The organism is Streptomyces sp. NPDC051104 (assembly GCF_040682835.1).
GTDB lineage: Bacteria > Actinomycetota > Actinomycetes > Streptomycetales > Streptomycetaceae > Streptomyces > Streptomyces cynarae.
In genome coordinates this window covers 1-19669 of sequence record NZ_JBFBBS010000035.1, presented here as the reverse complement: position 1 = coordinate 19669, position 19669 = coordinate 1, and the positions used below count along the sequence as shown (strand labels likewise).

Annotated in this window: 22 protein-coding genes and 2 pseudogenes; 9 read left to right on the top strand and 15 right to left on the bottom strand. The window is 71.5% G+C overall.

All coding sequences use genetic code 11. The features are described 5' to 3' along the window. Window positions 1-55 precede the first annotated feature (55 nt). Together AB0N14_RS31540 and lnt are read left to right on the top strand one after the other, a co-directional pair. Entirely contained in the window at window positions 56-532 is a 477-nt protein-coding gene (locus AB0N14_RS31540) for a nuclear transport factor 2 family protein (protein WP_200423504.1), read from the top strand. Window positions 533-648: 116 nt separating this feature from the next. Continuing rightward, complete coding sequence (lnt, locus tag AB0N14_RS31535) at window positions 649-2247, top strand: apolipoprotein N-acyltransferase (protein ID WP_366029104.1); 1599 nt, start codon at window positions 649-651, stop codon at window positions 2245-2247. Here the strand turns inward: lnt and AB0N14_RS31530 are convergent. Both AB0N14_RS31530 and AB0N14_RS31525 read right to left on the bottom strand, forming a co-directional pair. After that, the gene (locus AB0N14_RS31530) at window positions 2165-3076 is read right to left on the bottom strand and encodes a Gfo/Idh/MocA family oxidoreductase (RefSeq protein ID WP_366029103.1); all 912 of its coding nucleotides are present in this window, start codon (window positions 3074-3076) and stop codon (window positions 2165-2167) included. The two genes, lnt and AB0N14_RS31530, sit on opposite strands and share 83 nt — an antisense overlap. Window positions 3077-3085: 9 nt before the next feature. Beyond that, window positions 3086-4270, bottom strand: a complete 1185-nt coding sequence (locus AB0N14_RS31525; RefSeq protein WP_366029102.1) for an FAD-dependent monooxygenase — start codon at window positions 4268-4270, stop codon at window positions 3086-3088. A gap of 105 nt (window positions 4271-4375) precedes the next feature. Here AB0N14_RS31525 and AB0N14_RS31520 point away from each other — a divergent pair, with 105 nt between their 5' ends. From AB0N14_RS31520 to AB0N14_RS31510, 3 genes are all read left to right on the top strand, one after another. Continuing rightward, window positions 4376-4966 (top strand): TetR family transcriptional regulator C-terminal domain-containing protein, encoded by a 591-nt coding sequence (locus AB0N14_RS31520; protein WP_366029101.1) that lies wholly within the window; start codon window positions 4376-4378, stop codon window positions 4964-4966. Between the two features lie 61 nt (window positions 4967-5027). Then, entirely contained in the window at window positions 5028-5540 is a 513-nt protein-coding gene (locus tag AB0N14_RS31515; protein ID WP_366029100.1) for a DinB family protein, read from the top strand. A gap of 112 nt (window positions 5541-5652) precedes the next feature. After that, window positions 5653-6102 (top strand): hypothetical protein, encoded by a 450-nt coding sequence (locus AB0N14_RS31510; protein WP_366029099.1) that lies wholly within the window; start codon window positions 5653-5655, stop codon window positions 6100-6102. A gap of 202 nt (window positions 6103-6304) precedes the next feature. Here AB0N14_RS31510 and AB0N14_RS31505 read toward each other — a convergent pair whose 3' ends face one another. The 11 genes from AB0N14_RS31505 to AB0N14_RS31455 all read right to left on the bottom strand — a co-directional run bounded on the left by AB0N14_RS31505 (window position 6305) and on the right by AB0N14_RS31455 (window position 15371). Then, a complete protein-coding gene (locus tag AB0N14_RS31505; RefSeq protein WP_366029098.1) occupies window positions 6305-6871 on the bottom strand; it encodes a hypothetical protein in 567 nt (188 codons plus the stop codon). Window positions 6872-7065: 194 nt separating this feature from the next. Continuing rightward, window positions 7066-7749, bottom strand: a complete 684-nt coding sequence (gene ung / locus AB0N14_RS31500) for a uracil-DNA glycosylase (RefSeq protein ID WP_366029097.1) — start codon at window positions 7747-7749, stop codon at window positions 7066-7068. Between the two features lie 90 nt (window positions 7750-7839). Then, complete coding sequence (locus tag AB0N14_RS31495) at window positions 7840-9423, bottom strand: ABC transporter substrate-binding protein (protein WP_366029096.1); 1584 nt, start codon at window positions 9421-9423, stop codon at window positions 7840-7842. Between the two features lie 200 nt (window positions 9424-9623). Beyond that, on the bottom strand, window positions 9624-10382 hold the full coding sequence (locus tag AB0N14_RS31490) for an SDR family oxidoreductase (RefSeq protein WP_366029095.1): 759 nt from the start codon (window positions 10380-10382) through the stop codon (window positions 9624-9626). A 19-nt stretch (window positions 10383-10401) separates the two neighbouring features. Beyond that, complete coding sequence (fabG, locus tag AB0N14_RS31485) at window positions 10402-11163, bottom strand: 3-oxoacyl-ACP reductase FabG (protein ID WP_366029094.1); 762 nt, start codon at window positions 11161-11163, stop codon at window positions 10402-10404. A gap of 172 nt (window positions 11164-11335) precedes the next feature. After that, a complete protein-coding gene (locus AB0N14_RS31480; protein ID WP_103840223.1) occupies window positions 11336-11719 on the bottom strand; it encodes a DUF3037 domain-containing protein in 384 nt (127 codons plus the stop codon). Beyond that, window positions 11716-12489 carry a HipA family kinase gene (locus AB0N14_RS31475; RefSeq protein ID WP_366029093.1) on the bottom strand — a complete coding sequence of 258 codons (774 nt, stop codon included), beginning with the start codon at window positions 12487-12489 and terminating at the stop codon, window positions 11716-11718. Before AB0N14_RS31475 ends, AB0N14_RS31480 begins: the two co-directional genes overlap by 4 nt. A 43-nt stretch (window positions 12490-12532) precedes the next feature. Then, window positions 12533-14368 carry an MFS transporter gene (locus tag AB0N14_RS31470; RefSeq protein WP_366029092.1) on the bottom strand — a complete coding sequence of 612 codons (1836 nt, stop codon included), beginning with the start codon at window positions 14366-14368 and terminating at the stop codon, window positions 12533-12535. Beyond that, window positions 14368-14835, bottom strand: coding sequence for a MarR family transcriptional regulator (locus AB0N14_RS31465; RefSeq protein WP_366029091.1), 468 nt, complete (start codon window positions 14833-14835; stop codon window positions 14368-14370). Before AB0N14_RS31465 ends, AB0N14_RS31470 begins: the two co-directional genes overlap by 1 nt. A 63-nt stretch (window positions 14836-14898) precedes the next feature. Next, the gene (locus tag AB0N14_RS31460; RefSeq protein ID WP_366029090.1) at window positions 14899-15189 is read right to left on the bottom strand and encodes a CBS domain-containing protein; all 291 of its coding nucleotides are present in this window, start codon (window positions 15187-15189) and stop codon (window positions 14899-14901) included. Next, window positions 15186-15371 carry a hypothetical protein gene (locus AB0N14_RS31455; RefSeq protein WP_366029088.1) on the bottom strand — a complete coding sequence of 62 codons (186 nt, stop codon included), beginning with the start codon at window positions 15369-15371 and terminating at the stop codon, window positions 15186-15188. The genes AB0N14_RS31460 and AB0N14_RS31455 overlap by 4 nt, the downstream gene beginning before the upstream one ends. On the opposite strand from AB0N14_RS31455, the gene AB0N14_RS31450 reads away from it, so the two are divergent. Together AB0N14_RS31450 and AB0N14_RS31445 are read left to right on the top strand one after the other, a co-directional pair. Further along, a complete protein-coding gene (locus tag AB0N14_RS31450) occupies window positions 15372-15812 on the top strand; it encodes a MarR family winged helix-turn-helix transcriptional regulator (protein ID WP_366029087.1) in 441 nt (146 codons plus the stop codon). It abuts the gene before it with no gap. 135 nt (window positions 15813-15947) lie between these two features. After that, window positions 15948-16445 (top strand): Rieske (2Fe-2S) protein, encoded by a 498-nt coding sequence (locus tag AB0N14_RS31445; protein ID WP_366029086.1) that lies wholly within the window; start codon window positions 15948-15950, stop codon window positions 16443-16445. A gap of 5 nt (window positions 16446-16450) precedes the next feature. Here AB0N14_RS31445 and AB0N14_RS31440 read toward each other — a convergent pair. Beyond that, window positions 16451-17102 (bottom strand): annotated as a pseudogene (locus tag AB0N14_RS31440) (cysteine hydrolase). Window positions 17103-17237: 135 nt separating this feature from the next. On the opposite strand from AB0N14_RS31440, the gene AB0N14_RS31435 reads away from it, so the two are divergent. Then, a complete protein-coding gene (locus tag AB0N14_RS31435) occupies window positions 17238-17705 on the top strand; it encodes a pyridoxamine 5'-phosphate oxidase family protein (protein WP_263228807.1) in 468 nt (155 codons plus the stop codon). 6 nt (window positions 17706-17711) lie between these two features. Here the strand turns inward: AB0N14_RS31435 and AB0N14_RS31430 are convergent, their stop codons facing one another. Further along, window positions 17712-18629, bottom strand: coding sequence for a LysR substrate-binding domain-containing protein (locus AB0N14_RS31430; protein WP_366029085.1), 918 nt, complete (start codon window positions 18627-18629; stop codon window positions 17712-17714). 74 nt (window positions 18630-18703) lie between these two features. Between AB0N14_RS31430 and AB0N14_RS31425 the strand changes: the two are divergent. Then, a pseudogene (locus tag AB0N14_RS31425) lies at window positions 18704-19581 on the top strand (DMT family transporter). The last annotated feature ends 88 nt before the right edge of the window (window positions 19582-19669 follow it).

Genomic DNA, 19669 nt, shown 5'->3' with positions numbered 1-19669 from the left:
AACCCGCCCCTGCACACCCCTTGGCTACGCCTCCCCCGTCCCTAAAACTGAGCCGATGACCCAGCGCGTGGAGCTCGCGACCGTGATGGACCGGCTGGCCGTCGACGGACTCGTCACCGAGTACGCGGCGGCCGTGGACGACGGGGACTGGGAGGCGTACCGGGGATTGTTCACGGGGGACGGGCGCGCCGACTACCGCTCGGCCGGCGGGATCGAGGGTGATGCCCGGCAGGTCGCCGGGTGGCTCGAGGAGACCATGCGGCTGTTCCCCATGCGCCAGCACCTGATCGTCAACCGGCGCATCCGGTTCGGCGTGCTGGAGCGGGACATCGGCGACACGGCCGGGGTGTGGGCCGACTATGTCAATCCGATGCGGTTCGCGAGCGGGGACGGCGACGGCGGGACGCCCGAGCCGGACTTCGTCTGCGGCGGACGGTACGCCTTCACGTTCCTGCGCACGGACGACGGCTGGCGGCTGCGCGCGGTGGTCGTCCAGGAGAAGTGGCGCCGCGCCCCGCGTCCGTCCACCTGAGCAGTACCGCTGAGCAGTACCGCTGAGCAGTACCGCGCACGCCTCCGGGCAGACGCCACGCACCGCACACCGAGGCCCCCTGTCGAAGATTCCTCCAGGACGCGCACACTGGAGACATGATCTGGGGAGGGAAGCGCCGCATCCGGAGGCTCAACCATTGGCTCGCCTCCCGGTGGTGGCGCGGTGCCGCGGCCGTGATCGCCGGTGCGCTGCCGATGCTCGCCTTCCCGGCGCCGTCCTGGTGGTGGTTCGCGTACGTCTGCCTGGTCCCGTGGATCCTGCTCGTGCGCACGGCCCCGACCGGCAAGCGGGCCGCGTACGACGGCTGGCTCGGCGGCTTCGGCTTCATGACGGCCGTGCACCACTGGCTGCTGCCGAACCTGAACGTGTTCACGTTCGTCATCGCGGCACTGCTCGGAGCGCTGTGGGCGCCCTGGGGCTGGCTGGTGCGGCGGTTCCTGGCCGGGCTGCCCTCCCCGGGGCGGGTCTGCGCCGCCCTGGTCGTCCTGCCGTCGGGCTGGCTCATGGTGGAGCTCGTCCGCTCCTGGCAGGGGCTCGGCGGCCCCTGGGGGCTGCTCGGGTCGAGCCAGTGGCAGGTGGAGCCCGCACTGCGGCTCGCCTCGGTCGGCGGGGTGTGGCTGCTGAGCTTCCTGGTCGTGGCCGTCAACGTAGCCCTGGCGCTGCTGGTATCCGTGCGCGCGTCGCGCGTGCCGGCCCTGGCGGGGCTCGTCGCGACTGCCGCCGTGACCTCGGCGGCCTGGGCCTGGTCGCCGCGGCCCGATGCCGACGGACGGGTGCGGATCGCGGTCGTGCAACCCGGGATCGTGGGCGGCACCGAGAGCGGCATGAAACGCTTCGACCTTCAGGAGCGGCTGACCCGCGAACTCGCCGGGCAGGATGTGGACCTGGTCGTCTGGGGCGAGAGCAGCGTCGGCTTCGACCTCGGGCAGCGGCCCGACCTGGCCCGCCGGGTCGCGGCGCTGTCCCGGCAGGTGAAGGCCGACGTCCTCGTCAACGTCGACGCCCGCCGCTCCGACCACCCCGGCATCTACAAGAGTTCCGTGCTCATCGGCCCCGACGGCCCGACCGGCGACCGCTACGACAAGATGCGGCTCGTCCCGTTCGGCGAGTACATACCGGCACGGTCGGTTCTCGGCTGGGCCACCTCGGTCGGCAGGGCGGCCGGTGAGGACCGCAGGCGCGGCACCGAGCAGGTGGTGATGACCGTGGGGAACGGGCTGCGCGTCGGCCCGATGGTCTGCTTCGAGTCCGCGTTCCCGGACATGAGCCGCCATCTCGCCGAGGACGGCGCCGACGTGCTGCTCGCCCAGTCGTCGACATCGACGTTCCAGCACAGCTGGGCGCCGGAGCAGCACGCTTCGCTGGCCGCGCTGCGCGCCGCCGAGACCGGTCGCCCGATGGTGCACGCCACGCTGACCGGGATTTCCGCCGTCTACGGTCCGAGCGGCGAGCGGATCGGCTCCTGGCTCGGCACCGACCGGAGCACGTCGGCGGTCTACGAGGTGCCGACCGCCCACGGCGTCACCCCGTACGTCCGCTTCGGCGACTGGCCGGTACACGGCGCCCTGCTGGTGATCGCCGGGCTGGGTGCGGCCGAGGGGCTCCGTGCGCTCAGAGCGCGACGGCGCGCTCCCGCACCGCGGTCACGACCCGCTCGCACAACTCGTGTGTCGCCAGTGCGTCCCTGGCGCTGAGCACCTTGCCGGCGCGGACGGCGTCGAGGAAGGCCAGCGCGGCCTGCTCGATGCCGCGCTGCCGGGCCACCGGCACCCAGTCGCCGCGCCGGCGCACGGTCGGCTGGCCCTTGTGGTCGACGATCTCGGCGAGGTTGAGCACCTGCCGCTTGGAGTCCTGCCCGGAGACCTCCAGGATCTCCTCGGCGGAACCGCTCAGCCGGTTCATCACGCCGAGCGCGGTGAATCCGTCACCGGACAGCTGGAGCACCACGTGGTGCAGCAGCCCGCCCTCGACACGGCCCCGCACGGTCACGTCGTCGACCGTGCCGGGGACCAGGAACCGCAGTGTGTCGACGACGTGGATGAAGTCGTCGAGGATCATCGTGCGCGGCTCCTCGGGCAGTCCGACGCGGTTCTTCTGCATCAGGACGAGGTCACGCGGGTGGTCGGCGCACTGCACGTATCCGGGTGCGTAACGCCGGTTGAAGCCGACCGCGAGGCTGACGTTCCGCTCCTCCGCGAGCCGTATCAGCCGCTCGGAGTCGGCGAGTTCGTAGGCCAGCGGCTTGTCGACGTACGTCGGTATCCCCGCCTTGAGGAGCCGGGTGACGATCTCGGGGTGGGTGGTGGTGGGCGTGTGCACGAACGCCGCGTCGAGGTCCTGTGCGAGAAGCGCGTCGAGATCGGCATGCCTCTGCCCGTGCGGGAGGTGGAGGCTGTCGCCGACGCGGTGGAGGGTGCCGGGGGTGCGCGTCTGGAGGTGCAGGTCGACCCCGGGCTGCAGGGCGAGCACCGGCAGATAGGCCTTCTGCGCGATGTCGCCGAGTCCGATGCAGCCGACCTTCACGGGGTGCTCCTAGGAATTGCCGACGGATGCCTGGTCCGAAGCATACGGCGGCTGCGGCGGCCGCCAGTCGGCGATGCCTTCGAAGCCGCGCAGGAGCAGCGCGGGTGACGCCTTCGACAGTGCGGCGATCGCGGCGTCGCGTACGGCGATGCCGGCGCGGTTGCTCATCATGTTCAGGCGGGCGGTCCGGACGGCCTGGTGGGTGAGGGCGGTCGTCCGGGGCAGCCGGGCGGCCGTGTACGCGGCGAGGTCGTCGCGGTGGTGGGCGAGCACGATCGCGTCCTCGATGGCCTGGTTGCCGCCCTGACCCAGCGTCGGTGGCATGGCGTGCGCGGCGTCGCCGAGGAGGGCGACCCTGCCGCGGTGGTGGGCGGGCAGCGGCTCGGCGAGGTGGTGGACGTCGTGGCGCAGCACGTCCTCGGGGCGGGCTGCGGCGAGGACGGCGGGGATCGGGTCGTGCCAGTCGCCGAACCTCCGCAGGAGTTCGGCCGTCTCGTCGTCGGGCGCGCGTCGCCCGGCGGGCACGACGGCCGCCGCGTAGGCGTAGACCCGGCCGTCCTTGAGCGGATGGGTGCCCCAGATGCGGCCTCGGCCCCACGTCTCGTGGGAGGCGAACGCGGGTCCGGGCACGGGGATCATGACGCGCCAGGTGGTGAATCCGGAGTAGACGGGCCCCGGGTGGTGCGGGAACAGCGCCCGGCGTACGCCGGAGTGGATGCCGTCGGCGGCCACGACCAGTTCTGCCTCCAGGTCTCCGTCGGAGGTGGTGACCCGGGCCGGGCGGTCGGTGTCACCGGGGTCGGCGGGGCGAGCGGCGGCGGCCGTGCGGATGGCGTCCGGCGGCAGCAGGGCGGCCAGGCTGTCGATGAGGGTGGCCCGGGGCAGCAGGACGAGCGGACCGCCGAAGCGCTCGGCCGCGGCAGCGGCGCCGGTCCGGGTGAGCCAGCGTCCGCCGGGGGTGCGCAGCCCGCCGTCCCCCTGCCAGGCGGCCAGGCCGCGGAGCGCGTCGCCGATGCCGACGACGTCCAGGGCGCGCAGGGCGTTCGGGGCGAGGGAGATGGCCGCGCCGACCGGCTCCAGGGAAGGAGCGCGCTCCAGCACGGTGACCCGGAGCCCGCGCAGGTGCAGGGCCGCGGCCGCGGTGAGGCCACCGATGCCGCCGCCGATCACGATCGCACGCGACTGCTGTGCCATGGCTGCTCCTCACGTCCCACGATGCTCCGTCTGGGGCACTACAGGCGTAGTTCCCGGGCGTGTCGAGCGTACTACAGGAGTAGTGCGACGGATAGGTTGACCTTCATGTCCGCACGCACCACGGGCGCCCCTCGCGCCGACCTCGTCGCCGACACCGCGCTCGCCCTGCTCGCCGAGCGCGGGATGCGGGGACTGACCCACCGCGCCGTCGACGAGGCGGCGCAGCTGCCCCAGGGCTCGACCTCGAACGTCGCCCGGACCCGGCTGGCGCTTCTGGAACTCGCGGTGCGCCGCCTTGCGGAGCGGGAGGCCCGGGTGCTCGCCCCGGAGGAGATGCCCGACCCCGAGGACGAACTCGGCGCGCTGGTGGACGGCCTGGCCCTGGCGGCCCACCGTTCCCTGATCCGCAACCGGGATCTCACGCTCGCCCGGTACGAACTGGCCCTGGAGGCCACCCGGCGGCCCGAGTTGCGGCGGTACTTCGACGCGGCCGGGGCCCGCTTCCGCGACCAGCTCGCCGCTCTGCTGACGGCTCTGGGCTCGGCCGACCCGGCCCGGCACATGCTGTCGCTGGTGGCCTGGCTGGACGGGCTGATGTTCTCGTGCGTGGCCGGGACCTTCACCGCCGAGGTGCCCACCCTGGACGAGGTCCGCGCCGGGCTGCGGGAACTGCTCGACGGGATGCTCGGCGGCTGACCGGCCCGCCCCGCGGAAATGGGATGGTGGGGGGCGCTCGGGCCGGGTCAGGATGGGGGGCATGACTGCCGAGCGCCGTGAACCCGCCCTGAACGCCGACGAACGCACCATGCTGGAAGGCTGGCTCGACTACCACCGCCACACGCTCGCATGGAAGTGCGAAGGCCTGACCGACGCCCAGCTCAGGACCGCCTCGGTGGAACCGTCCGAGCTCTCTCTGATGGGGCTCGTACGGCACATGGCGGAGGTGGAGCGGGGCTGGTTCCGCAAGGTCCTGATGGGCGACGATCCGGGGCCGATCTACTTCAGCGACGAGGACAGGGACGGCGAGTTCCACCTCACCGAGACCGACACCTGGCAGGAGGCGTACACCACCTGGCAGGCCGAGGTCGAGATCGCCCGGCGCAACGCGGCCGGCTTCGGCCTGGACGACCTCTCGCGGGGCACCAGCAGGTTCACCGAGGAACGCTTCAGCCTGCGCTGGATCTACACGCACATGATCGAGGAGTACGCCCGCCACAACGGCCACGCCGACCTGATCCGCGAGCGGATCGACGGCGCAACCGGCGACTGACGTCACCCCGGGCGGGCGCGGGGCACTCCGTACGGGGCCTCGGATCACCCGTGCGGGGCATCCTGCGCCCGTCCGCTCCCCAAAGCGGCGCCGACACAGCAGAGTTGCGCGCGTGCACCGAACGACGACGACCGCAACGCTCCTGGTCTCCGTGGCCGTCTCGGCCCTCGCCGGCTGTGTGACCGTCCAGCGACCGCCGAATCCCGGCCCGCCGCCCGCGTCCTCGCGTCCCTCATCGCCGCGCCCCGACGGCAGCGGGGAACCACGCGTCGTCCAGGCGCCGGCGCGGGAGGCGCTGGAGATGGTCGGCCCCTCCCCCCGCCCGTCGCCGCCCCCGGCCGTCCCGGACCGCGCGGCCCGTCCGGCGCCGGCCGAGCCGCACCGCACCGCGGGGGCCCCGCCCCCGAAGCAGACCCGCCCGGCTCCCCACGTCGAGGTACCGCCGGCCGTCTCCGACGCGTTCCCCAAGGACACGGGCGTGTGCGCGCTCGGCCGCAGGTACGGGGGATGGAAGCCGGACAGCCCCGAGGCGACCATCTGCCGGGACACCTACGGGCGTTGAGCCCTGGGCCCTGTCGTCGAATTCCCGCCTGCCGCGCGACGCCTGGCACGCACTCCCCCACTGCCTCGAAGGCGTGGGGGGACCCAGCCGCGTTGTCGTCGGTCGCCGACTCCCCCACGCTCGGACGGGCTCGGGCGGGGGCACCCCGTCGCCGCCGCGCGGCCCGCCGACCGAGCGGACGACGGGAATGTGACGACAAGGCCTACGGCCGCTGTCGCGGCGGCCCCGGAGTCCCGTCTCCCGGGCCGTCCCTGGGACCGGTTCCGGGTCTGCCGGACGGCGGTTCCTCCGCCTCCTCCGCCGCGAGCCGTCGCTCCAGGCGGCCGATCGCCGCTCTGATGCCCTCGCCGTAGCCGTCGTCGCCGAGCGCGCCGACCGCGGCCCGGGCCAGGCGCAGATGGGCGCGGGCGGCCTCGCGGCGGCCGAGCCTGACGTAGTCGGCGGCCAGGTTCAGCTGGAGCGAGGGGTACAACGCGTGTGCCGCGAGAGCGCCCTCGTGGTCGGCGAGGCGCTCGTCGGTGAGCTCCTCGGCGGCGGACAGCGCTCTGAGGTCCCAGGCGAGCTCGTCGGCCGGATCGTCCTGGGTGTCCGCCATGTAGTGCGCCAGAGTGCAGCGGTGCAGCGGGTCGCCGTCCTCGCCGATCTCCGCCCACAGCCCCAGGAAGCGGTCCCGTGCCTCTTCGCGGTCCCCGGCGTGGTGCAGCATGACGAGCTGTCCGATGCGGGTCATGACAGCGTCCGGCGCCGCCTGTTCCTGTCGCTTCGCCACCGCGCCCTCCATGCTCGTCACCGTCATCACGACGCTAACCGCCACCACGGACAATGAGGCTCAGGCGGCTCCGTACGGCACTGGGCCAAGCCGGTGACGACAGGGCCGGCCGACGAAGGCGACCGGCCGCACGAGGAGGACCTCCGCCGTGCCCTCCGCGTCCGCGCGGCCGTCCGGCCTCGCCTCCCCGGGTGTCAGCCCAGGTTCCGGATCGTCCAGTCGATCGGCTCGTGTCCCTGCCGGGCCACCGCCTCGTTGATCTGCGTGAACGGCCGGGAGCCGAAGAACTTCTTCGCCGACAGCGGCGAGGGGTGCGCGCCCTTGACCACCGCGTGCCGCGTCTCGTCGATCAGCGGCAGCTTCTTCTGCGCGTAGTTGCCCCACAGCACGAACACCGCCGGGTCCGGCCGTCCGGCCACGGCACGGATCACCGCGTCGGTGAACTTCTCCCAGCCCCTGCCCTTGTGCGAGTTCGCCTCACCGCCGCGCACCGTCAGCACCGCGTTCAGCAGCAGCACGCCCTGCTGGGCCCATGGCATCAGATAGCCGTTGTCCGGAATCGGGGTGCCCAGCTCCTCGTGCATCTCCTTGTAGATGTTGCGCAGCGAGGGCGGGATCTTCACCCCGGGCCGGACGGAGAAGCACAGGCCGTGACCCTGGCCCTCGCCGTGGTACGGGTCCTGGCCGAGGACGAGCACCTTCACCTTCTCGTACGGCGTGGCGTCGAGCGCGGCGAAGACCTCCTCGCGCGGAGGGTAGACGGGACCCTTGGCACGCTCGTCCTCGACGAACTCCACGAGCTCCTTGAAGTAGGGCTGCTGCAGTTCGTCGCCCAGAACGCCCCGCCAGGACTCCGGCAGCATGGCGATGTCGGTCACGTCAACTTCCTCCGATGTGCGGTCACTTCCAGGTACGGAACCTACAGGCGACCACTGACGACCGGCTTGCGGCCCCCACCCGGGGGCGCGCTACCAGCTGGTCTTCAGGGACAGCTCCCACATCATCATGATCGTCGACGGGTCCAGCGCCCGCTCCCCGCCGGAGATGTCCTCGCTCGCCGCCAGGAACTGCTTGCCCTGCCACAGCGGCAGCAGCCGGGCGTCGTCCACCAGGATCTGCTGGGCCTGCTCGAACTCCTTGACCACGTTGGCACAGTCGCTCTCGCGCCGCGACTGCGGCAGCAGCACCTTGCTGATCTCCGGCGACGGATAGGGCGTGCCCAGCGCGTTCTGCTCGCCGACGAACGGCGCGATGTAGTTGTCGGGGTCCGGGAAGTCGGGGAACCACCCCCGGCCGAACACCGGGTACTCGCCCTTCTGGTAGCCGTCCACGTACGTCTTCCAGGGGCGGCTCTCGAGGGTGACCTGGAACAGGCCGGAATTCTCGAGCTGCTGCTTGAGCGCCTGGAACTCCGGCCCCGTCTCGGAGCCGTACCGGTCGGTGGTGTACCACAGAGTCAGCGGGACCCGCTGGGTGATGCCCGCCGCGGTGAGGATCTTGCGGGCCTTGGAGGTGCTGGGGTCCCCGTAGTCGTCGAAGAAGGGCGTGGTGTGCCCGGTCAGGCCCGCCGGGACCATGGAGTAGAGGGGTTCGACGGTGTCCTTGTAGACGTTGTGGGCGATCGCGGCCCGGTCCACCACCTGGGCGACGGCCTTGCGGACGGCGAGCTTGCCGGCCCACGGGTCCTTCGGGTTGAACACCAGGTAGCTGATCTCGATGCCGGGGTTCTCGACGAGCTGGATGCCGCCCGAGGACTCGTGGCGCTGGAGGGCCACGATGTCGGGGGAGGCGAGACCGCGGTAGGTGATGTCGATCTTGTGGTTCTTGAGGGCGTCGACCATGCCGGCCGAGTCCTGGAAGTACCGGATGGTGACGGCGTCGTTCTTGCGGTCGGCGTAGCCCTCGTAGCGGCCGTTGCGGACGAGCCGGGCCTCCTTGCCCTCCTCGTAGGACCGCAGCGTGTACGGCCCCGACCCGGTGATCCCGCCGTCGTCGCGCACCCGCGTGGCGGGGTAGTCGGCCGGATCGACGATCGACATGGCCGGGGTCGCCAGGACGAACGGGAAGGTGGCGTCCGGTTCGTTGAGGTGGAAGACGACCTCGCGGTCGCCTCGCACCTCGACCCGCTGGAGGCTGCCGAGCAGGCCCGCCGGGCCCCCGGACACATTGATCCGCTTGATCCGGTCGATCGAGTACTTCACGGACCGGGCGTCGAGCTTGTCCCCGTTGGAGAACGTCAGCCCCTTGCGCAGGACGCAGCGGTAGACGAGGTTCGTCCGGTCGGTGAACCCGCAGCTCTCGGCGGCGTCGGGTCCCGGCAGGACCGCGCCGTCGGGGTAGTTCAGCAGGGTCTGGTAGACGTTGCGGAACAGTTCCCAGGAGCTGTCCCAGGACGCGGCGGGATCGAGGGTGCTCGGCGCGCTGGTGGTGCCCACGACGATCGGCCCCTTGTCGTCGGAGGACTGCGAGGAGAGCGCACCGCAGCCGGCCACCAGGGACAGGGACGTGATCGCCGCCAGCCGACGCAGACGGTTCCGGTTGAACACGCGCACACTCCTCGATCTGCCGTACCAGGGGTCGGCGGCAGACCATACCGCAGCACCCCGCCGACCGGACCGGTTCGGCGACGGCTGTGACCAGGGCGTTTTATGACGACGTTGTCATCACTCCGAGTGTCCTCTGTACATCGACACGGGCGCCCCTTGTGTCAAGGGGCGCCCGTGTCGCCGGCCCATGTCGAGGGCCCGTCCCGTCAGATCGCGGCGTTCAGATAGTGACCGCCGTCGAGGACGAGCGTCTGGCCGGTGATCCAGTCGGACTGGTCCGAGGTCAGGAACGCGGCGGCGCCGCCGATGTCGGACGGCACGCCGAGCCGGCCCAGCGGGTAGGACGCGGCGGCCTCCTCCTCGCGGCCCTCGTACAGGGCCTGCGCGAACTTGGTCTTCACCACGGCCGGCGCGATGGTGTTGACCCGCACCTTGGGTGCGAACTCGTGCGCGAGCTGCAGGGTCAGGTTGATCATCGCGGCCTTGCTGATGCCGTACGCGCCGATGAACGGCGAGGCGTTCAGGCCCGCCACGGAGGCGATGTTGACGATGGCGCCGCCGTTGTCCTTCTGCCAGGCGTGCCAGGTCTTCTGGGCGAAGCCGAGCGCCGAGACGACGTTGGTCTCGAACACCTTGCGGGCCACGTTCAGGTCGAGGTCGGCGATGGGGCCGAACACGGGGTTGGTCCCGGCGTTGTTGACCAGGAAGTCGACCCGGCCGAAGGCCTCCATGGTGCGTTCCACGGCGATGGCCTGGTGGTCCTCGTCGTGCGCCTTGCCGGCGACGGCGATCACGCGGTCGGCGCCGAGCTTCTCGGCGGCCTCCTTCAGGGCCTCCTCGGTGCGTCCGGTGATGCAGACGCGGTCGCCGCGGGCGACGAACGCCTCGGCGATGCCGTAGCCGATGCCGCGGCTGCCGCCCGTGATGAGGGCGACCTTGCCGGAGAGTGCGGGCAGTTCAGTCATGTGTGCGTGTCTCCCGGCCCTAGTCGAGCGGTCCGCCGGCGACGTACAGCACCTGGCCGGAGACGAATCCGGCTGCCTCGCCCGTGAAGAAGGCGATCGCGTTCGCGATGTCCTCGGGCTCGCCGACGCGCTGCACCGGGATCTGGGTGGCGGCCGCCGCCTTGAAGTCCTCGAAGCCCATGCCGACGCGGTCGGCGGTGGCCTTCGTCATCTCGGTGGCGATGAAGCCCGGAGCGACGGCGTTGGCGGTGATGCCGAACTTGCCGAGCTCCTTGGCCAGGGTCTTGGTGAAGCCCTGCAGACCGGCCTTGGCGGCGGAGTAGTTCACCTGGCCGCGGTTGCCGAGCGCGGAGGACGAGGAGAGGTTGACGATCCGGCCGAAACCGGCGTCGACCATGTGCTTCTGGCAGGCCCGGGACATCAGGAAGGCGCCGCGCAGGTGGACGTTCATGACGGTGTCCCAGTCGGAGACGCTCATCTTGAACAGCAGGTTGTCGCGCAGCACGCCCGCGTTGTTGACGAGGATCGTCGGCGCGCCCAGCTCCTCGGCGATCCGCGCGACGGCCGCCTCGACCTGGGACTCGTCCGAGACGTCGCAGCCGACGGCGATGGCCTTGCCACCGGCGGCGGTGATCTGCTCGACGGTGTCCTTGCACGCGGCCTCGTCGAGGTCGATCACCGCGACGGCACGGCCCTCGGCGGCCAGTCGTACGGCGGTGGCGGCGCCGATGCCGCGCGCGGCGCCGGTGACGACGGCGACCCGCTGATCGGTGGTGGACATTGATGGTTCTCCTCGCCCTTGGAAAGCCTGGAACACCTTCGGAACGTCTACTGAAAAGCGTCTGCGGCTCACGGTACGCCCCTCGGTGAGCGACCGCTTAGTACCTTCAGCAGACGTGACGCTAGAAGCCCTGGCACCCGGTGTCAACGGCTCACCCGGCGCGTGTGATCCATTACCTCACCAGGAGGCCCAGCAACCGCTCCGCCTCGGCCGCCGGGTCGGCGGTCAGCCCGGTGTGCACGGGCCCGGGCTGCACGACCGTGGAGCGGGGCGCGATCAGCCAGCGGAAGCGCCGCCCGGCGTCGTCGCGCGCCGCCTGCCCGGCCGCGGCGCCGCCCGCGCACACGCCCTCGACGGCACTGAGCGCTGCCCGCACGCCCGCCACGTCCGCGTCCGGGTCGAGGGCCAGCAGTTTGCGCTCGTCGAGGTGCGTACGGGCGGCGACGAACGACTTGGCGCGGCAGTAGACCAGCACGCCCGCGTTGATGCACTCGCCGCGCTCGATCCGCGGTACGACCCGCAGCAGCGCGTACTCGAAGACGTCCCGCTCGCTCACTTGTCCCCCCGACGGGTCTGAAGGCCCTGGATGCGTTCGTGGACGACGGCGGCGCGGGCGAGCAGCGGCCGTGCGTAGGCCCGGCGCAGCTCCTCCGGGGTGTCGAAACCGGGCTCGCCGGTCAGCCACTCGTCCGGGATGCGGGCGGTCACCTCGGCCAGCAGTTCCTCGGTGACGAGGGCCGCGAGGTCGGCGGCGGCACCCGCGACGTCCGGCGCGAAGGGGGCGAGGGCGTGCTCGGAGGCGTCGTAGGGGCGCGCGGCGGAGGTCTCGGCGCCGGGCCAGTTGTGGTGCCAGATCATGGTCGCGCCGTGGTCGATGAGCCACAGGTCGCCCTGCCACATCAGCAGGTTGGGGTTGCGCCAGGAGCGGTCTACGTTGCCCACCAGCGCGTCGAACCAGACGATCCTCCCGGCCTCCTTCGGCTCGACCCCGAACGCGAGCGGGTCGAAGCCGATCGCGCCGCTGAGGAAGTCCATGCCGAGATTGAGTCCGCCGCTCGCCTTGAGCAGCTCCTGCACCTCCTGGTCGGGCTCGCCGAGACCCAGCACCGGGTCGAGGCCGAGGGTCACCAGACCGGGTACGCGCAGGCCGAGCCGGCGGGCGAGTTCGCCACAGACGACCTCGGCGACGAGCGTCTTGCGGCCCTGCCCGGCGCCGGTGAACTTCATGACGTAGGTTCCGAGATCATCGGCCTCGACGAGCCCCGGCAGCGAACCGCCCTCACGCAGAGGCGTGATGTAGCGGGTCACTGTCAGTTCTGTAAGCATTTTCCCAGGCTATCGGGTCCAATGGACTGTTGATCAAAGTCCGTTACGAGGACGCGTCGCGCCGACGCTGTGCTGCCTCCCGGGGTTCGGCCGTGGCGGCCGGCCGGCCCTGGGGAGGGTTGTCGTACGCGGAACGAGGGCCGCCGCGCATCGCCGAGGCGAGTGCGGAGACCAGGGCCATGCCCGCCGCGACGCTGAAGACGATGGTCAGACCGTGGTGGAACGGCCCGGAGACCAGCTGCGGGAAGAACGTGTGGCCGGTCAGGGTGGCGCGCTGGGCCGCCGATAGGTGGGCGAGGGTGCCACCGGAGGAGAGCAGGTGCTCGACGGGGTTGTTGCCGAGGAAAGTGGCGAACAGCGTGCTCACCGGTTGCAGCGATGCCGCGTGCGCTGCCGCGTCGGTGGGCACGCCGTGTGCCGTCAGTCCGCTCCTGAGCGTTGCGGGCAGCGATGAGGCCAGACCGGAGATCATCAGGGAGAAGAACACGCCGATGGACAGGGCGGTCCCCGAGTTCTGGAAGGTGGAGCGCATGCCCGAGGCGACGCCCCGGTACTCCGGCGGCACGCTGCCCATGATCGAGGACGTGTTCGGCGAGGAGAACATGCCCTGGCCCAGTCCGTTGAGCAGCAGCAGTGCCGCGAACAGCCCGTAGTCGAAGTCGACCGGCACGGTGAGCAGTCCGAGGAAGGAGCCCGCGACGACGACCAGGCCGACCGTGGAGAACACGCGGGCGCCGAACTTGTCCGACAGATAACCGGATACGGGGCCCGCGATCAGGAAGCCCAGCGTCAGCGGCAGCATGAAGATGCCCGCCCACAGCGGGGTGTCCTCGAACGCGTAGCCGTGCACAGGCAGCCATATGCCCTGCAACCAGATGATGAGCATGAACTGCAGCCCACCGCGCGCGATCGCGGTCAACAGTGCGGCCAGGTTGCCCGCGGCGAACGCCCGGACCTTGAACAGCGCCAGCTGGAACATGGGCTCGGCGACCCGCGTCTCGACGTAGCAGAAGAGCAGCAGCAGGACGCCGCCGCCGATCAGCCCGGCCAGCACCCACGGGTTGCCCCAGCCGGTGGCGCTGGAGCCGTAGGGCTGGATGCCGTACGTGATGCCGGCGAGCAGGATCCCGGCGCCCCCCGCGAAAGTGATGTTTCCCATCCAGTCGATGCGCCCGCGGCGACCCGTCGCGGTCTCGCGCAGGCTCAGGTACGACCACACCGTGCCGGCCACGCTCACCGGCACACTCACCCAGAACACCGCACGCCAGTCGACGGCGGCGAGCAGGCCGCCGGCGAGGAGCCCGAGGAACTGGCCGGCGAGCGCGGTGATCTGGTTGATCCCGAGGGCCGTTCCGCGCTGCCGGGCGGGAAAGGCGTCGGTGAGGATGGCGGCCGAGTTCGCGGTGAGCATGGAACCGCCGAACGCCTGCACGATGCGCCACAGGATCAGCCACAGGGCGCCGGCCCCGGCCCGGAACGGATCGAGGGACAGCGCGATGGACGCGCAGGCGAAGACGAGGAAGCCGAGGTTGTAGATCCTGACGCGTCCGTACATGTCGCCGAGCCGGCCGAGGACGACGACGAGTACCGCGGACACCAGCAGATAGCCCAGGATCATCCAGAGCAGATAGCCGATGTTGCCCGGCGCCAGCGGGTCGAGCCCGATCCCACGGAAGATGGCGGGCAGCGAGATGATCACGATGGAGGCGTCCATCGTCGCGATCAGCACACCGAGCGTGGTGTTGGACAGCGCGACCCACTTGTAGCCGGGTCCCGGCGGGGTGTCCCGGCGCGCGGACCGCAGAGCGCGCAGCGCGGACGTGCCGCGCCCTTGCGCTGGGTCCGCGTTCCGGTCGCGGGTACGAGGGGCGCGTGCCATCACAGTTCCTCCGCGAGTCGGTCGAGGAGCGGCAGCGCCGATGCGAGTGTCGCGCGTTCCTCCGCGGTGAACTCGTCCAGGACGGCCGTCAGGCGCTGGACGGACTCGGAGCGCCGCTCCGCGAGCACGGCACGTCCCTCGTCGGTGATGGCCACGACGGCCCGCCGCCCGTCCTCCGTGTCAGGCGCACGACTGACGAGCCCGCGCTGTTCGAGGACGGCGAGCGTGCTCGCCATCGCCTGTGGACGTACGCGCTCCAGTTCAGCGAGGGATCCCGGGGAGTCGGGACCTTCGGCGGCGAGCCGCGCGAGCACCGACACACCGGAGAGCGTCACGTCGCCCACGGCGTGCGCCTGGCGCAGTCGCCGGGTGATACGGCCCACGGCGAGCCGAAGGTCGGACGCCAGTCGGGCGGTGTCGCTCGGACCGCGGGTGTGATCGCGACCCGCTTCTCCATCCACCTTCACAGGTACTAACACTAGGTTTAGCAGTTGCACCTGATCAACCAATTGTTAGTAATGAGGAGTGGATCAGCTCGTGGCCGGTGCCGGTGCGGGGGTGCGCCGGGGCCGCAGGGACAGGACACGTTCGGCGTGATGTTCCTCGTGGAGGTCGATGCGCCGGGCGGCGAGCAGGTGGCGCAGGCTGATGATGTCCTCCACCCGGGGCCGCTCGCCCCGCGTGACGACGACCAGACGGGTGACGTCGTGCTGGGCCATGCGATTGGCCGGAGCCCGCAGGGTCTCGTCGGGGTGGGCGGTGACCGCCGGGACGGCGAGGTCGCCGAGGGGCGCGCGGTCGGAGGGATCGGCATGGATCACCGGCTGCGGGTCACGACGCCGACGAGGTCGCCATGGGCGTCGAGCACGAGGTAGAGGCGCCGGGCGAGCAGCCGGCCGGGGTCGCCGGCGTCGTGCGCGGGCCGCAGCAGCGCGGTGATCTCGCCCGCGGCGCGGTCGCTGTCGAAGGTGACCGCGGCTGGGGGTCCCTCACCCTGTCGCAATTGCGCTCGCTGGTAGCGCTGCACACCTGCGGCCCCATCAACCTGGCCGCCATGGCCGCCACCCTGGGCGTCAACTCCTCCACTGCCCTGCGCATGGTCGAACGCCTCGAATCCCTCGGCCTCATCGACCGACGGGTGAACCCCGACAACCGCCGCCAGGTCGTCCTGGGGCTGACCTCCGCGGGAGGGGAGCTCGTCGATCGGGTCCTCAGCCACCGACGTGCCGAGATCCGCGCCCTGGTGGAGCACCTGCCCGCACAGCAACGCGCCGGTCTGGTCCCGGCGCTCAGCGCACTGACCGCCGCCGCGGACGCCCTGGGACTGTGCCTCACGGACGAAACCACCCGCCTGGCCGGTCTCGTCGACAACCCGCTCAACCCCGCCCCATGGAGGCGGTCCGGCGCCGCCGGAGCGGCCGGAGGAGGTCGTGTGTCCATCTGACAGCGGAACGACAGGCGTGTTTTACGCCTAACTCGTCCCGGACAGGTCAGGATCTCGACGGGGTCTGAACGGTCGGCGCCCGCAGACCGTACCTCCGTACAGATTTACGGAACGTCCGTGGAAGGGAACGTCAGCATGACCAGCGAATCGCTTCAGCCCGTCTCGGCGCCTGCCCGCCGCACCGTCGTGGCGGCGGCCGGCGTGACGGGGCTCGCCGTCGCGCTGACCGCGTGCGGAGGCTCGGACGACAAGTCGTCGTCGAGTACGTCCGGTGCACAGGACAACAGCAACCCCGCGAGCACCGCCACCACGGGCGGGGGCGGCTCCGCCGCTGCCGATTCCGGCGGCACGGCCCTGGCGAAGACCTCGGACATCCCCGAGGGCGGCGGCAAGGTCTTCGCCGACCAGGGCGTGGTGGTGACCCAGCCGTCGGCGGGCACGTTCAAGGCGTTCTCCTCCAAGTGCACCCACGCGGGCTGCGCGGTGAAGGACATCTCGGACGGTGTGATCAACTGCCCGTGCCACGGCAGCCAGTTCTCCGCGACCGACGGCAGCGTGAAGAAGGGCCCGGCGACCCAGCCCCTGCCCGCCGCGAAGATCACCGTCTCCGGCGACGAGATCAAGCTGGCCTGACGTCCCTAATCGCCGGGGACCGCTCGGCGCGGTGGTGCGAGGCAGGTCAGCAGCTCGTCGGTGGTCGTGATGGTGGCGACCAGGGAGACGGTGTTGCGGATCATCGCGGGGTGTAGTCGGTGGGCACCCCCGCGATGGCGTCCGCGGGCACCACGGCGGTGTAGCCGCGGTTGACGGCGTCGAACACCGTGTTGGGGATCGCCACGTCGGCCGAGACACCGGTGACGATCAGGGTGGGGCAGCCCAGGTTGCGCAGCAGTGCGTCGACCTCGATGCCCGTGAGGGCGACAGTCCGTGCAGCCGGCGGACGACGAGGTCCTCTTCCCGCACCTCGATGGGCGCCGCGACCCGTACCGCCGTGGTGCCGGTCAGCTGCTGGACGGGGAGCCGTTCGGCCGCGCGGAAGAGGCGGGCGTTGCGGCTGGCCCCGCGGCCGTCCGGGCGGCGTTCGGCGATCGCGTGGATCACCTGTACCCCGCCCTCGTGGGCGGCGGCGACCAGACGGGCGACGTTGGCGAGCGCCCCGGAGGAGCGCGCCTCGCGGGCCGGTTCCGGCAGCGCGCCGTCCGGGCCCGGGACACCCTGCCGGCACTCGACGGTGAGCAGCACCGTGGCCGGAAGGTCCAGAAGTTCCCTGAGGTGTTCGCACGACGGCATGGCTCCCCATGTCGTCGACGGTCCGAGGCGGCGAGGCTGACGACCATTGCGTACGGACGGAAGACGCCCCATTCTTTTCTGACGTGATGTCAGAGGCTCGCTCTGACACGACGTGGGAGAAGAAGAGGGGGCCGCATGACCGTCACCACCCAGCGCCGGGGCCGGAAAATAATGATGACACCGGGTGAGCTGGACGAGTTCCTCGCCGGCCAGCGCACCTGCCGCGTGGCGACCGTGTCCGCCGACGGCGCTCCACACGTCAGCGCCCTGTGGTACGTCTGGGACGGCACCTCGCTGTGGCTGTACTCGGTCGTGCGCAGCAAGCGGTGGGCGGACCTGCGCCGCGATCGACGGATCGCCGTCGTGGTGGACACGGGTGAGGAGTACGACCAGCTGCGGGGCGCCGAGCTGTCCGGCACGGCGGAGTTCGTCGGCGAGATACCGCGCACCGGGGAGCTGTGCGCGGAACTCGACGTGCCGGAGATGCTGTTCGCCCGCAAGAACTTCGGCCTGGAGGAGATGCCGCACGACGGCCGCCACGCCTGGATCCGGCTGACCCCGACGAAGATCGTCTCCTGGGACTTCCGCAAGCTGGGCGGGTAGGCTCGCCTACCCGCTCACCCGGGCCGTCACGGCCTCGCCTGCCGCGCGCAACGCCTCCACCGCCGCCCGGATCGAGGGGCGGCGGTCGGCGTCCGCCCGCCACACCACGTAGACGTGCCGTCGCACCTGCTGCCGCACGGGCACGGTCACCACTCCCGCCGGCACCGGGTCGCGCCCGAGGCGCGGGGCGATGCACACCCCGAGCCCGGCGGCGACCAGCCCGAGCTGGGTGTGCGTCTCCCCGGCGCGGTGGCCGACGCACGGCTCGATGCCCTTGGAGCGCAGGGTGAACATGAGCCACTCATGGCAGAACTCGCCGTCACCCCACGTGATCCACTCGTCCTCGGCGAACTCCTCGAGGCCGACCTCCGCCCGGTCGGCGAGCCGGTGCCCGGCCGGCATCGCCACATCCGCCGGATCGTCCAGGATCGCCGCCTTCACCAGGCCGTCCGGCAGCGGCATCGGCTTGTTGTACCAGTCGAGGACGACCGCGAGGTCCAGGTCACCGCGCACCACGCCGGCCACCCCGTCCTCGGGTTCCAGCTCGCTCGAGCGCAGCCGCAGCGCGCGATGGTCGGCGCGCAGCGCGGCCAGCGCGGTGGGGAACAGTCCGCGGGCGGCCGTGGGGAAGGCCGACAGGCGCAGTTCGCCCGCCACCTGCCCGCGCTGTGCCTCCAGGTCGGCCTGGGCGAGTTCGACCTGCGACAGGATCCGCGCCGCGTGCTCGGCGAGCAGCCGGCCCGCGTCCGTGAGCCGCACCCCGCGCCCGTTCCTGGCCAGGAGCTGCTGCCCCACCTCGCGCTCCAGCTTGGCCATCTGCTGGGAGACGGCCGAGGTGGTCACATGCAGTCCCTCGGCGGCGCCGCTGACCGAGCCGTGCCGGGCGAGGGCGTCGAGGGTGCGTAGACGCTCGAGGTTCAACATGTAAGCGATACTACGAGATACCGGGTGCGAATTCTCGATTGTGCTACGAGATCATCCTGCGTCATCGTGGGGCCATGAGCACCGTCTCCACTCCGCGAACCGTCACCGCCCCGACCACCGCCCCTCGCCGCCGGGCCGCCCTCGACTGGCGGATCCGCTTCGGCGTCCTCTCGCTGATCTGGGGATTCTCTTCGGCACGGCGGTGCTCGCCGTCGCCATGGTGGTCAAGCGCGAGCGCCTGCCGCGCTCCCCCCACACCTGGGGACATCTGGCGGTCGCGGGGTTCCTCCTCAACGCGCTGCCGTTCTCCCTCTTCGCCTACGCCGAGCTGACGATCCCGTCGACGCTCGCCGGGATCTGCAACGCGACCTCGCCGCTGTGGGGCATGGTCCTGTCCGTGGTGGCGCTCTCCGAGGACCGGCCGACGCGGCGCCGGGTGGCAGGGCTCGGCATCGGCTTCCTCGGGGTGCTGACGGTTCTCGGCGCCTGGCAGGGATTCCACGGCCTGGACCTGACGGGCACGGCGCTGGCCCTGCTCGCCTCGCTGAGCTACCCGGTGGGCTGGATCTACGTACGCCGCACCCTGGCCGGTTCCACCCACTCCCACCTGTCGCTGACGCGCGGCCAGTTGCTGCTGGCCACACTGCAACTGGCCGTCGTCACGCCGGTCTTCACCACCCTGCCCACACACGTCGCGGTCCTGCCCCTGCTGGCCATCGCCGCGCTGGGCGCGCTCGGCACGGGTGTGGCGATGCTGCTCCAGTACGGCGTGGTCGCCGAGGTCGGCCCGACCACGGCGCAGATGGTCACCTACTTCGTCCCGGTCGTCGCCATCGCGGCCGGCGTGGCGGTCCTGGGCGAGCCACTGACCTGGTCGACGCCGGTCGGTGCGCTGATCGTCCTGGCGGGCGCAGCGCTGACCCAGTCCCGCCCCAAGGTTGAGCGGCACTAGGCCCGTTCTTCGCAGGTGAGGATGGATGGGTCGAGGTACCGAGGTCTGGTCGGGTCGACGTTCAGGAGTTCGAGGAGTTGGGCTTGGA

Excerpts from the sequence above, each read along its gene's own strand:
- lnt (WP_366029104.1), top strand. The coding sequence starts at position 649 with ATGATCTGGGGAGGGAAGCGCCGCATCCGGAGGCTCAACCATTGGCTC.
- AB0N14_RS31445 (WP_366029086.1), top strand. The coding sequence starts at position 15,948 with ATGACCAGCGAATCGCTTCAGCCCGTCTCGGCGCCTGCCCGCCGCACC.
- AB0N14_RS31470 (WP_366029092.1), bottom strand. The coding sequence starts at position 14,368 with ATGGCACGCGCCCCTCGTACCCGCGACCGGAACGCGGACCCAGCGCAA.
- AB0N14_RS31430 (WP_366029085.1), bottom strand. The coding sequence starts at position 18,629 with ATGTTGAACCTCGAGCGTCTACGCACCCTCGACGCCCTCGCCCGGCAC.
- AB0N14_RS31490 (WP_366029095.1), bottom strand. The coding sequence starts at position 10,382 with ATGACTGAACTGCCCGCACTCTCCGGCAAGGTCGCCCTCATCACGGGC.
- AB0N14_RS31475 (WP_366029093.1), bottom strand. The coding sequence starts at position 12,489 with ATGCTTACAGAACTGACAGTGACCCGCTACATCACGCCTCTGCGTGAG.
- AB0N14_RS31540 (WP_200423504.1), top strand. The coding sequence starts at position 56 with ATGACCCAGCGCGTGGAGCTCGCGACCGTGATGGACCGGCTGGCCGTC.
- AB0N14_RS31435 (WP_263228807.1), top strand. The coding sequence starts at position 17,238 with ATGACCGTCACCACCCAGCGCCGGGGCCGGAAAATAATGATGACACCG.
- AB0N14_RS31525 (WP_366029102.1), bottom strand. The coding sequence starts at position 4,270 with ATGGCACAGCAGTCGCGTGCGATCGTGATCGGCGGCGGCATCGGTGGC.
- AB0N14_RS31520 (WP_366029101.1), top strand. The coding sequence starts at position 4,376 with ATGTCCGCACGCACCACGGGCGCCCCTCGCGCCGACCTCGTCGCCGAC.
- fabG (WP_366029094.1), bottom strand. The coding sequence starts at position 11,163 with ATGTCCACCACCGATCAGCGGGTCGCCGTCGTCACCGGCGCCGCGCGC.
- AB0N14_RS31515 (WP_366029100.1), top strand. The coding sequence starts at position 5,028 with ATGACTGCCGAGCGCCGTGAACCCGCCCTGAACGCCGACGAACGCACC.